This is a genomic window from Serratia sp. CMO1, assembly GCF_015689115.1.
Lineage (GTDB): Bacteria > Pseudomonadota > Gammaproteobacteria > Enterobacterales > Enterobacteriaceae > Serratia > Serratia marcescens.
Window position 1 is genome coordinate 2,258,634 of record NZ_CP065032.1, and the last position, 11,960, is coordinate 2,270,593.

Genomic DNA, 11,960 nt, shown 5'->3' on the forward strand with positions numbered 1-11,960 from the left:
TGACAATTATTTTTCTTTATTTTTTACAGTCATCAGTCTGCCCGTTCGGCGGGAGCGCCACACAACCGTGCGGCGTTCTACGATGGGGTGAACTCTTTTAAGGTGTTCCAAACATAAATGCGCGCTGCCTGGCTTGCAGCAAAAATCTAAAATACACAGCGTGCCGCCCTCATCCCATTCTGAGTTATGGAGAAGAAACTGCGGGTCGTTAATAAATCGACTCAGCGTCTCATCTCTCAGGTAGGCCCAGGTTATATACCCTATCGGGTTATCCAAATGGTCGAATAATATTTTAAATTGGTTTTGATTAATCGCTTCCTGAGTCCATAGCTGCAACGTTTTTATATGGTACAAACTGTAATTTTTATTCATCAACATACAGTTAACGGCGAAGCCCAGGCTTTCGTATTGACTGAACCTACTTTTACCCTGCTGGTTTTCTTTGATAAAACTCACGAAATATCCTCAGCGTTGTTATTGTAATACGTTGATCGCCTGGCGCTCGAAACGGTCGAGATAGGTTTGCAATTGTTCGGTGATCTCGCTGACTTCGCCGCGCCAGCCGGCAATTTCTTGAAAAATCACTTCACGGCGCATGAACGTGCGGGAACCCAACCTTCTGGTGACGGTCTGCTTCATCGCCAGTTGTAATCCGGCGGAGGTTTGAGCTGCTGATGTTTCCTGAAGGTATTGCGCGTATAACCGACGGAACGCCAGAGAAAATCTCTCCTCCGCGGTCGTACCCTGTTGTTCGGCGGGAACCCTTACGGGCGCGTCGATGAGCCGGTGCAACAGGGCAATCGCCGGATGAGCATTCCCCAGGCCAAGACCTTGTCGACGGGTAAAGACGCCGGGAGCCAAATCGAACATTTTTTGCAAGCGTTCGCCTAAGGCGAACCACTCGGCGGTGAGAGGCAGGCGTTGTAAAAATGCAGGGTCAAAACCCGCCATACCGAGATTATCCAGCAGGCAGGCTCGTTTATAGGCCATGTTGAAGGCCGCACCGATGCCTTGGTGCGCTGCCGCGAGAAATGCCGGGCCGAATTGATGTTTGGCTAAATAAAAAGCGAGATCTTGCAAGCCTCTCAGCAACAAAGGGGCGTCTTCATTGAGCTTGTTGTGTTGAATGTAGCTGCGCCCGGGATCGCGACGTTCTGCGGGAAAAACACTGCGAACACCATGAAAGTCCAGCAGCCTGCCGGCCATATCGCAATTGGAGGGTGAGGTCATCATCACCAAATGCCGGGTGCGGCAGTACGCGATCTGCGTCGCGAGACGCCGGGCAAGCTCGCAGAGCCCGTAGAATGCTTGTTCTTCCTGGGGCAATGCCAACCAGCTTGCGGCGTCAAACTCCGGGGGACGAGGCAGAAAAGCCGGTGCGGCGACAATCAGCTTTTCGACCCGCTGAATATCCGAAGGCTGCCTTTGCATTGCATCATGAGGATGATAGTAGGGTGCGCGGCAAAAATGTGCAGGGCGCACGACGGGCTCACGCACCAGCAACGCCTTGCGGTTATGGGGACTTCTCGCCGATTCAGGAGAGATGGCGGCTAAGGGGCTATCGGTCAACAAGATCGCCTTATTGGGCACGGCACCGTAAGGCAGCAGTTTGGCCATGACGTTCCCCCATAATGCCTCCAATACTGCGCCGGTCATCGTCAACTCACCATCGACATGCTTTGCCCCTTGACCGACTAACGCATTAGCCCCAATACCTTTAACCTGCCAACGCCCATCAAAGCCACAGCGTGCTCCGCCGCCGTTGCGCGAAATAGCGCCGCCGCCATAACGTTCGGCGAAAAAGACTTTTTCATCGTTTAAGCGCGGCGTACCGTCATCAAAAATAGCATGGCGATTATTTTCTTCGATGAGATAGCTGGTCTCTTTTTTCAGTTCGTCTTGTTCGGCAGGGCTTAATGCATTGTGCCAGAGTAATTGAGAACCTGTCTTTTTTGCGACGAAAGGGATCAAGCTTTCGTGAAGCATGGCGAGCTTTGTCATTTTTTAATCGTTATTTTTATTGGTGCAGAGTAAGTTCAATCCCGGCCTTATTGCACAAGGAATAATAAGACTGTTTTTTTAATTTGATGAATCCGGTGTTGAAAGTGAAGACGAAGGTGAAGGGCGGCCACCGCCACTGCCATTCCAGGTTGGGCCCATAGGAACCTGTGGAATAGCAACGTTAACCGGCATGTGTGGTGCGGCTTGAATAGCTATTTCCGTCCCGACGCCCACAGCTAAGGATACGGGGGTGGGTAATTTCGCTATTGTGCTCAGGCTACCGACAATGAGCGAAGTCGGATTATAAGAGTCGTTGCCGTCAGATCCGTTAATACATGACAATTCAACTTCCGTTAAGGCTCTCATTTAAACTCCTTCTTGCGAGAGGTGATAGATAAAACAAGCGAAAAAATAATCGCCATCGGCAAACCATAACTGGCCGTGGTTTTAAGGGCGGCCGTATCCAAAAGGATCGCCTGGCGCTGCAGGCAGTAGTCTAAAAATACGGCAAGGGGAAATATCAAGAACAGCATAACGATGTGGTACGCGCGCACGCCTTTTTTCTTCGCGTTTTTATAGATCGCACTGATAATGAGGATGAAAATGACAATAAGAACTATTTCCGTTATAAGGTGCAATTTGATTAGCTCCATTAATCAAAATTTACATCAAGTTACATTGGGTAACCTGATAAGTCAACAGGGTATTTTATGATTCCTCTTTATTTATCATGGCATTGAATTAATTAATCATAAAATGATTACTTTTTGTGACTATGTGTCGATGATGAAAAATAAAGATGTCAAAGAAGCGTTTGGCCGCGGTCGGCGAGGCGGTTAACTTCTAATCACTTGTTTTTGCTCAAACTGCCAACTGCGCCTAAGCTAGGTGATGACTCTGAGGGAGCCATTCCCCGAGACCTTATTCCGTGAACATGGAGGAGTTTCGATTTGATGCGTTTATCCACATTGGTGCTGGCGATCGGCATGGCGCTGGGCTCGCAGGCACAGGCAGCAGAAACCCAACCTCACGCCGACCATAGCGCGCTGCCCAGCGGCCAGGCGAAGGAGGCTACCGTGACCGGTGAAGCCAATCAGCACGACAAGCAAAAGACTCAGAATCCGTTCTTCTATCAAAGCCGCCTGCCGTTCCAGGCGCCGCCGTTCAACCTGATCAAGGAAAGCGACTACGCGCCGGCGATTGAAGCGGGCATCAAGCAAAAGCGGGAAGAGGTGGAGAAGATCGCCAACAACCCGGCCAAGCCCAACTTCAAGAATACCTTTGTGGCGCTGGAGCAGGCCGGTTCGCTGCTGACGCGGGTGATGAACGTGTTTGGCGCCATGACCTCGGCCAACACCAGCGACGCGCTGCAGAAGCTGGATGAAGAAACCTCGCCGAAGCTGGCGGCGCTGAACGACGACATCATGCTCAACGGCAAGCTGTTCGCGCGCATCAAGGCCATCTATCAAGATCGCGATGCGCTGAAGCTGGATCCGGAGTCGCGTCGGCTGGTGGAAGTCACCTATAAGAACTTCGAGCTGGCGGGCGCCAACCTGTCGGACGCCGACAAGGCCAAGCTGAAGGCGCTGAACCAGGAAGCGGCGACGCTGAGCACCCAGTTCACCAACAAACTGCTGGCGGCGAGCAAAAACGGCGCGCTGGCGATAACCGACCCGGCGAAGCTGGACGGTCTGTCCGAAGGTGAGCTGGCCGCGGCAGCGCAGGCGGCCGCCGAGCGCAAGCTGGAGAAACAGTGGCTGTTGGTGCTGCAGAACACCACCCAGCAGCCGCTGCTGCAGAGCCTGAAAGATCGCGACACCCGCAAAGCGCTGTTCGACGCCTCCTGGACGCGTGCTGAGAAGGGGGACGGCAACGATACCCGCCAGACCATTTCCCGTCTGGCCAAGGTGCGCGCCGAGCAAGCCAAACTGCTGGGCTACCCGAACTACGCCGCCTGGAAGCTGCAAAACCAGATGGCCAAAACGCCGGATGCCGCGCTGAGCTTTATGCGCAACATCGTGCCGGCGGCCACCGCGCGCGCCGAGCGTGAAGCCAAAGACATTCAGGCGGTGATCGATCAGCAGAAAGGCGACTTCAAGGTGCAGGCCTGGGACTGGCAGTTCTATGCTGAACAGGTGCGCAAGGCCAAGTACGATCTGGACGAATCGCAGATCAAACCTTACTTCGAGCTGAACAACGTGCTGAACAACGGCGTGTTCTACGCCGCCAACCTGCTGTACGGCATCAGCTTCAAAGAACGCAAGGACATTCCGGTCTACCAGCCGGACGTCAAGGTGTATGAAGTGTTCGACAAGGACGGCAAATCGCTGGCGCTGTTCTACACCGACTACTTCAAGCGTGACAACAAGGGCGGCGGCGCCTGGATGAGCAACTTCGTCGATCAGTCTAAGCTCAACGGCACCAAGCCGGTGATCTACAACGTCGCCAACTTCACCAAACCGGCGCCGGGGCAGCCGGCGCTGCTGTCGTATGACGACGTGATCACGATGTTCCACGAGTTCGGCCACGCGCTGCACGGCATGTTCGCCGATCAGGAATACCCGAGCCTGTCGGGCACCAACACCGCGCGCGATTTCGTCGAGTTCCCGTCGCAGTTCAACGAGCACTGGGTCAGCGATCCGAAAGTGTTCAGCCACTTCGCCAAGCACTACCAGACCGGCGAGGCGATGCCGCAGGAACTGGTCGACAAGATCAAGAAGGCCGACAAGTTCAACAAGGGCTACAGCATGACCGAGCTGCTGTCCGCCGCGCTGCTGGACATGCACTGGCACATGCTGACCGCCGATCAGCCGCAGCAGGACGTGGACAAGTTCGAGGCCGAGTCGCTGCAAAAAGACAAGGTGGATCTCAGCTATGTGCCGCCGCGCTACCGTTCCAGCTACTTCCAGCACATCTGGGGTAACGGCTACGCCGCGGGCTACTACGCCTATCTGTGGACGGAAATGCTGGCGGACGACGCCTTCCAGTGGTTCACCGAGCACGGTGGCCTGACCGCCGAAAACGGCCAGCGTTTCCGCGACATGATCCTGTCGCGCGGCAACAGCCAGGATCTGGAGAAGCTGTACATCGACTGGCGCGGCAAAGAGCCGAGCATTGAACCGATGCTGATCAATCGCGGGTTGAAGGACGAGTAAGTTCGGCCACTCCCGATAAGCAAACAAAAGGGCGCGTTATGCGCCCTTCGTCTTTTTGGCGTGGCCGACAGTCAGCGGTTCACCACCTTGGCCGGCAGGGCCACCACCAGCAGCGAGCTGAGCAGCAGGCAGCCGGCGAAGGCCCAGAGCGCGCCGCCGCTCTTGCCGGTCAGATCCAGCGCCAGCCCCATCAGCGAATTGCTCACCAGCCCGGCGATGTTGGCCAGCGAACAGGCCAGCGCGAAGCCGGTCGCCGCCGCCGTGCCGCGCAGGAAGGTGGCCGGCAGACTGAAGAACACCGGCACCGCGCCGATGATCGCCGCCTGGGCGATGGAGAACAGCAGCACCGTGGCCAGCGCGTTGTGAGTAAAGAAGGTGCTGCCGGCCATCGCCAACGCGCCGATGATAAACGGCACGATGATATGCCAGCGCCGTTCGCGCAGCCGGTCCGAACTGCTGCCGATCAGCAGCATGCCGAGCAGGGCGGCGACGCTGGGGATCGCCGTCAGATAGCCGATGGTGGTGATGTCGGTGACGCCGGCGGTTTTGATGAAGGTCGGCATCCAAAAGCCCATGGCGTAGGCGCTGAGCAGAATAGCGAAGTCGATGCCGCCGAGCATCCACACCTTCAGGTTGAAGAAGCCGTCGCGGAAGCTGTGCTTGCCGTGATCGGCCTCGGCGTCGTCGCGCGCCAGATCGTCGGCGATGCGTTGTTTCTCCTCGGGCGTCAGCCACTTGGCCTGCTGATAATTGTTAGGCAACAGCCAGAAGGTCAACACGCCCAACAGCACGCTGGGAATGCCCTCCAGCAGAAACAGCCACTGCCAGCCGTGCAGCCCGTGGCGCATGTCGAAATGGCCCATGATCCAGCCGGAGAGCGGCCCGCCGATCACGCTGGACAGCGGCAGGCCGATCATGAACAGTGCGATGATGCGGCCGCGGCGATAGGTCGGGAACCACAGCGTCAGGTAAAAGAGCACGCCGGGCAGGAAACCGGCCTCCGCCACGCCGAGCAAAAAGCGAATGACGTAGAACTGGGTCGGCGTGGTGACGAACATGGTGGCGGTGGACAGCAACCCCCAGGTGATCATGATGCGGGCGATCCACATCTTGGCGCCGACGCGCTGCAGGATCAGGTTGCTCGGCACCTCGAACAGAATATAGCCGACGAAGAACAGCCCGGCGCCCAGACCAAAGGCCGCTTCGCTCAGCTGCAGCGCGTCGGCCATCTGCAGCTTGGCCAGCCCGACGTTGATGCGATCGAGGTAGGCCGCCAGGTAGCACAGGCAAAGAAACGGGATCAGTTTCCAGGTGATTTTGCGGTACAGCAGCAGCGATTCTGCGTCCGCTTTCCCCGCCAGCGGGGTGTCGACAATGGCCATGATGTTGTCTCCAGGTGGTGCGTGTTGGCCTCCGCAGGAGGCGCCTGTTGTGTTTGCGTTGCATGGGCGCCGCCCTGTTTCGGGCGGTCGCGTGAGGCGCTGTCTGCGCCTTCGTTATTGTCGTGGCAGGTGAATCGTTGACTCATAACCGGTTCAGGTAGTCGAGCGCCTCCTGTTTGTGCACCACATCGCCGTATTTGCTGTCGATGTCGAACAGGTTGGCTTCGTGCGGGCCGGGGTGACGATCGCCGACGCACTCGCGCACCACCATGGCGCGAAAGCCGTGCTGCACCGCATCCACCGCGCTGGCGCGGATGCAGCCGCTGGTGGAACAGCCGATCATCAGCAGCGTGTCGATCCCTTGCGCCACCAGCAGCGGCGCCAGCGCGGTGCCGAAGAAGGCGCTGGCGTATTGCTTGCTCAGCACCACCTCATCGGCCAGCGGCGCCACCGGCGGGCAGAACGCCGCCAGCGGGTTGCCCGCCACCATGTCTTTCATCACCGGCGCTTTCTTCACCCACAGGCCGCCATCGGCAAAATGGCCTGCATGATAGCGGATATGGGTGTGGATCACCGGAATTCCCGTTCGGCGCGCGCAGGCCAGCAGCTCGCGGCTTTCCTCGACCGCGCTGACTACGCCCGACGCGAACAGCGGCGCGCCTTCGGTGGTGTAGGCCTGCATAAAGTCGATCGCCAGCAGCGCCGGGCGCCGGCCGAAGCCGATGCGCTGGCCCCAGACGCCGCGATAGTTGTCGCTGAGGGTGTCGTTCATTCTGCCTCCTCAATAAGCGCCGGACAGCAGGGCGCCGGCGCCGGGAACGATCGGTTCCAGCTCCAGCGCGGTCAGCATCGCGTAAGTGGTGGCGATGGCGGCGGTGATCACCGGTTTGCCGGTTTGGGCCTCCACCGTCGGGACGGCCGGTAGCGAAGGCATCTGCACGCAGGCGGACAGCACGATAGCATCGACCTCGCGTAAGTCCATCTCGGCGACGATCCCCGGCAGCCTGGCCGGATCGTGCCGGCCGACGTCGAGGTTGTCCGGGATCTCCAGCGCGCGCCATACCTTGACCTCGATGCCTTCGTGCTGGATGTAGTCCACCACCAGCTGGGTCAGCGGTTTCATGTAGGGCGCCACCAGCGCGATGCGTTTGGCGCCGATCACCTTCAGGCCGTTGACCAGCGCGCCGGCGCTGCTGATAACCGGCGCGGCGGCCTGATTGTCTTTCGTCACCTGCGCCAGCCGGGCCTGCGATTCGCGGTGGTAGCCCAGCCCCATCGCCATGATGGCCACCAGGCAGGCGTAGCCGAGCACGTCGACCCGCGCGTCGGACAGCTCCAGCGCGCAGCGATCGGACTCGGCGTCCATCGCCGCCAATTCTTCTTTATTGACGTGTTTCATGCGCATGCGGCTGGAGTGAAAGGTGAAACGCTCCGGGCGTATCAGCTGGCGCGCGCCCAGCATCGCCGGGATCTCGGTTTCCATCGTGGTGTTGGAGCTGGGCACGATCTGGCCGATGCGGTAGTGGTTGCTCATGTCGGTGTTCCTCAGTTAATCCAGAAAATCGCCCAGGGCGCGGAAGAAGCCGTCGAAATCGTCCCACGGGATCATGTGTCCGGCGTTCTCGACCTCGACGATGGCGATCTCCGGCTGCAGCGCGCGGATCTCCGCCCGGTCTTCGGGCTGAATGACGCCGCCTTTGCCCGCGGCCATCAACAGCGTCGGCATGGTCAGCTGCGGGTAGTCGCGGTGGCTGTCCACCTGATGAAAATCGTCGTAGGCGCGTTGGATCGCCGGCTCGTAGCAGGTATGCAGCCACTCGGCGCGCAGCTGGCGCTGTTCTTCGCTCCAGGTTGGGCAAAAGGCGCGCATCTGCTCGGCGCTCATACCCGGCAGCGACTGCCGGATGGAGTCGGCGTACCACGGCCATTGGCCGGGATAGGCGCGGCGGCCGGGGCCGGAAACCGGCGGATCGACCAGCACCAGTCGCCGCACGCCGGCGGGCCGCAAAACGGCTGCGCGCAGGGCGAAGCGGGCACCCATCGAATGGCCGAGCAGGGCGTAACTGTCCAGGTTCAGCGCGGCGGCGAAGGCGCTGACGTCCTGTGCGCAGGTCTCTGCGTCATAAGCCAGTTCCGGGCCGCTGGACGACAAACCGCGGCCGCGCACGTCGAGCACGTAGACGTCGTATTTTTCCCCCAGCCGCTCGGCGACGAAGCCCCAGGTGATCGCCGGGCTGGTGATGCCGGGGACCAGGATCAGCGCCGGGCCGTGGCCGCCGTAGCGCAGATAGTGTTGGCGAATGTCGTTGGCGTGAACGTGGGCGCCGTAGAGGAAGGTGCTCATGCGGCGTTCTCCGATTTCAGCGCTTGCGCATACAGGTCATAGCCGTAAACCCAGGCCGGATCTTCCTGGGTGCGCAGGAAGGTGTTGGCGTTGGACACCGCCTGCACCCTGGATGCGCGCTCCTTGCGGTTGGCTTCATACAGCTGGAAAGCGGTGCGGTAGTCGCTGAGGCCGGTTTCCTGCAGGCAGCGGGTCAGCATGGCGGCGTCTTCGATCGCCATCGCCGCGCCCTGCGCCATGTGCGGTTTCATCGGATGGCAGGCGTCGCCGAGCAGCACCAGACGGCCTTCGCTCCACAGCGGCAGCGGTTTGCGGTTCAGCAATGGCCATTTGGTGACCTGTTCGCTGGATTCGATCAGCGCCTGCACGATCGGGTGGTAGCCGGCGAAGGTCTCGAACATCTCTTCGCGGCTGCTGTCGATGAAGCTGCCCTGGAAATCCCAGGCCGGGTGCGGCACGCCGCTGACGTAGTAATACTCGTCGCGCCGTTGGGTGGTGTAGTAGACCATCAGATGGCGGTCCGCCGACCACCACTTCACGCAGTCTTCGAACGTCAGGTTGTATTTCGCCAGCTTCTCGCCGCGGATCAGCGCGCGGTGGGCCACCCAGCCGCTGTAGGTCGGCGCTTCAGCGCCCAGCAGGTGCTCGCGAATGCGCGAGTTGATGCCATCGGCGCCGATCACGATATCGGCGTGGGCCGAGGTGCCGTCGACGAAGTTCAGCACCACCTCGTCACCGCGATCTTCAATCTTGCTCAGGCACTTGCCGAAGTGCAGGGTGCCGGGCTGCAGCGCGGAGAGCTGCAACGCCTGCAAATCGCCGCGGTGCACCGTCACATAGGCGGCGCCGTACTCCCGGCGGGCGAAGGCGCCCAGTTCGATGCGCGACAGGTAGTCGCCGCTTTCGGCGTCGCGGCTGAACCAGAAATCGGGATGAGACGCCATCTGCTCCAACCGTTGCTCAATACCGAGGCGGCGGAAAATCTTCAGCACGTTCGGCCCCATGTGAATGCCGGCGCCGAGGCGCGAGAACGCCGGGCTCTGTTCATACAGATCGACGGTAAAGCCGGCTTTTTGCAGCAGCCCGGCGGCGGCGGCGCCCCCCAGCCCGGCGCCGACGACGGCGATGCGTGGTTGTTTGCTCATCATGTTTCCCCTGTCTGTTGGCTTTTTTCAGCGTAGGCCCAACGCGTGGCTGGACGATCGATTTATAGTGTATGCGCTAGATAACGCAAAGTTGCAAAAGTGTTAAATCAGATCTCGCTCACGCTAATTGACAGCGTGTTACTGTTAAACTCATGTTAATCACAGGATTGATGCGGGATGAAATAGGACTTTCTTATGGTGGATATTCGCAGCTTGCTTTCCTTTGCTTTTTTGACTTAGATGAAATGAGTGTGTTCACTTTAAATTGTTTGAAAAATCACCGCCGCCTTGCGGGCGTCGGTGACCCTTGACGAGACAGGAGACAGGCCATGGCGGTCAATGAAACCCAGTTGGTACAGCTGTTCGAGCAGGTGCTTACGCTGTCGAAGGTCGATGCTTCGCAGAGCGTGGCGATTTTGAAAAGCCATTATTCCGATGCGCGCACGGTGCGCGCCGCGACCGACGCGGCGCTGCGGCTGGGCGCCAGGGTGTATGCCGTCGAACTGCCGGCGTTCAACCATCCGCGAGCGATGGGCAACGACATGACCGCCTATTGCGGCGATACCGCGCTGACCGGCAATCTGGCGGCGCAGCGTGCGCTGGAGGCCGCCGACCTGATCGTCGATACTATGATGCTGCTGCATTCGCCGGAGCAGGAACAGATCCTGAAAACCGGCACCCGCATCCTGCTGGCGGTGGAGCCGCCGGAGGTGCTGGCGCGCATGTTGCCCAACGCGGAGGACAAGGCGCGGGTGCTGGCCGCCGCCGCCGTGCTGGAGCAGGCGAAGCTGATGCAGGTGACCTCTGCCGCCGGCAGCGATTTCCGCGCGCCGCTGGGGCAATACCCGACGGTGACCGAGTACGGCTATGCCGATGAACCGGGGCGCTGGGATCACTGGCCGAGCGGTTTCCTGTTCACCTGGCCGAATGAGGAACAGGCGGAAGGGGTGCTGGTGCTGGAGGTCGGCGATATCTTGCTGCCGTTCAAAAGCTATGCGCGCGAACGCATCACGCTGGAGATCGAACAAGGGTTCGTCACCCGCATTCACGGCGGCTTCGAGGCGGAATACCTGCGCGAATACATGAAATACTTCGACGATCCGGAGGTGTACGGCATCTCGCACATCGGCTGGGGTCTGCAGCCGCGCGCCCAGTGGACGGCGATGGGCCTGCACGACAAGAACGACGGCATGTGCATGGACGCGCGCGCGTTCTGCGGCAACTTCCTGTTCTCCACCGGGCCGAACACCGAAGTGGGCGGCACGCGCAAAACGCCTTGCCATATGGATATCGCGCTGCGCCGCTGCGACATTCGCCTCGACGGGCAAACGGTGGTGGCGGACGGTGAAGTGGTGGCGCCGGAGGCGTCGCGCGTGCGCCGGGCGTAATCGTTGCTGCCAACGGCGGGGGTTTGTACTATTCTCGTGGATTCCATAGATGGTGAGAGTAACGCAATGACGCCCCCCGAATACCCGTCAGCCGTGAGCGGCCAACCCGAAAATTATCATTTTACCGAGCAAGTCGGGCACCTGCTGCGCAAGGTTTATCAGCGCCACGTGGCGATTTTCCAGCAAAACGTCGGCGATTCGCAGCTGACGGCGGTGCAGTTCATCACCCTGTGCGCGGTGCGCGATATGGGGCCGAGCTCGCTGACCGAGCTGGTGCAGGTGACGGCGGTGGATCAGGCCACCATCCGCGGCATCGTCGAGCGGCTGAAGGCGCGCGATCTGATCACGGTGACGCCGGATCCGGTGGATCGGCGCAAGGTGGTGGTCGGCCTGACCGACGCCGGCGGCGCGCTGCTGGCGGAAACGGTGCCGCAGGCGGCGAAAATCACAGAATTGACGTTCGGCACGCTGAACCCGGCCGAACGGATAGCGCTGATATTTCTGCTGAATAAAATGCTGGAAGACCCTGCCACCGGCTGATTCGC

Annotated in this window: 11 protein-coding genes; 3 read left to right on the forward strand and 8 right to left on the reverse strand. The window is 59.7% G+C overall.

Translation table 11 applies throughout. The annotated features are described in order from the left end of the window. Positions 1–6 precede the first annotated feature (6 nt). The 3 genes from IT763_RS10825 to IT763_RS10835 all read right to left on the reverse strand — a co-directional run bounded on the left by IT763_RS10825 (position 7) and on the right by IT763_RS10835 (position 2,654). Positions 7–456, reverse strand: coding sequence for a toxin-activating lysine-acyltransferase (locus tag IT763_RS10825; protein ID WP_025302733.1), 450 nt, complete (start codon positions 454–456; stop codon positions 7–9). Between the two features lie 18 nt (positions 457–474). Further along, positions 475–2,001 carry a hypothetical protein gene (locus IT763_RS10830; RefSeq protein ID WP_016927843.1) on the reverse strand — a complete coding sequence of 509 codons (1,527 nt, stop codon included), beginning with the start codon at positions 1,999–2,001 and terminating at the stop codon, positions 475–477. Between the two features lie 362 nt (positions 2,002–2,363). Next, entirely contained in the window at positions 2,364–2,654 is a 291-nt protein-coding gene (locus IT763_RS10835; protein ID WP_049298970.1) for a hypothetical protein, read from the reverse strand. Between the two features lie 300 nt (positions 2,655–2,954). On the opposite strand from IT763_RS10835, the gene dcp reads away from it, so the two are divergent. Continuing rightward, on the forward strand, positions 2,955–5,156 hold the full coding sequence (dcp, locus tag IT763_RS10840) for a peptidyl-dipeptidase Dcp (RefSeq protein WP_028128196.1): 2,202 nt from the start codon (positions 2,955–2,957) through the stop codon (positions 5,154–5,156). A gap of 71 nt (positions 5,157–5,227) precedes the next feature. Here the strand turns inward: dcp and IT763_RS10845 are convergent, their stop codons facing one another. From IT763_RS10845 to IT763_RS10865, 5 genes are all read right to left on the reverse strand, one after another. Beyond that, positions 5,228–6,538 (reverse strand): MFS transporter, encoded by a 1,311-nt coding sequence (locus IT763_RS10845; RefSeq protein ID WP_206195397.1) that lies wholly within the window; start codon positions 6,536–6,538, stop codon positions 5,228–5,230. A gap of 142 nt (positions 6,539–6,680) precedes the next feature. Beyond that, the gene (locus IT763_RS10850; RefSeq protein WP_049298973.1) at positions 6,681–7,310 is read right to left on the reverse strand and encodes an N-carbamoylsarcosine amidohydrolase; all 630 of its coding nucleotides are present in this window, start codon (positions 7,308–7,310) and stop codon (positions 6,681–6,683) included. A 9-nt stretch (positions 7,311–7,319) separates the two neighbouring features. Beyond that, on the reverse strand, positions 7,320–8,021 hold the full coding sequence (locus IT763_RS10855; protein ID WP_170310522.1) for an Asp/Glu racemase: 702 nt from the start codon (positions 8,019–8,021) through the stop codon (positions 7,320–7,322). 66 nt (positions 8,022–8,087) lie between these two features. After that, the gene (locus IT763_RS10860) at positions 8,088–8,882 is read right to left on the reverse strand and encodes an alpha/beta hydrolase (RefSeq protein WP_049298976.1); all 795 of its coding nucleotides are present in this window, start codon (positions 8,880–8,882) and stop codon (positions 8,088–8,090) included. Next, on the reverse strand, positions 8,879–10,030 hold the full coding sequence (locus tag IT763_RS10865) for an FAD-dependent monooxygenase (protein ID WP_033634195.1): 1,152 nt from the start codon (positions 10,028–10,030) through the stop codon (positions 8,879–8,881). The genes IT763_RS10860 and IT763_RS10865 overlap by 4 nt, the downstream gene beginning before the upstream one ends. 326 nt (positions 10,031–10,356) lie before the next feature. Between IT763_RS10865 and IT763_RS10870 the strand changes: the two genes are divergently transcribed. Together IT763_RS10870 and IT763_RS10875 are read left to right on the forward strand one after the other, a co-directional pair. Then, a complete protein-coding gene (locus tag IT763_RS10870; protein WP_049298978.1) occupies positions 10,357–11,415 on the forward strand; it encodes a 2,5-dihydroxypyridine 5,6-dioxygenase in 1,059 nt (352 codons plus the stop codon). A 66-nt stretch (positions 11,416–11,481) separates the two neighbouring features. Continuing rightward, positions 11,482–11,955, forward strand: coding sequence for a MarR family winged helix-turn-helix transcriptional regulator (locus IT763_RS10875; RefSeq protein ID WP_004938613.1), 474 nt, complete (start codon positions 11,482–11,484; stop codon positions 11,953–11,955). Positions 11,956–11,960 lie beyond the last annotated feature (5 nt).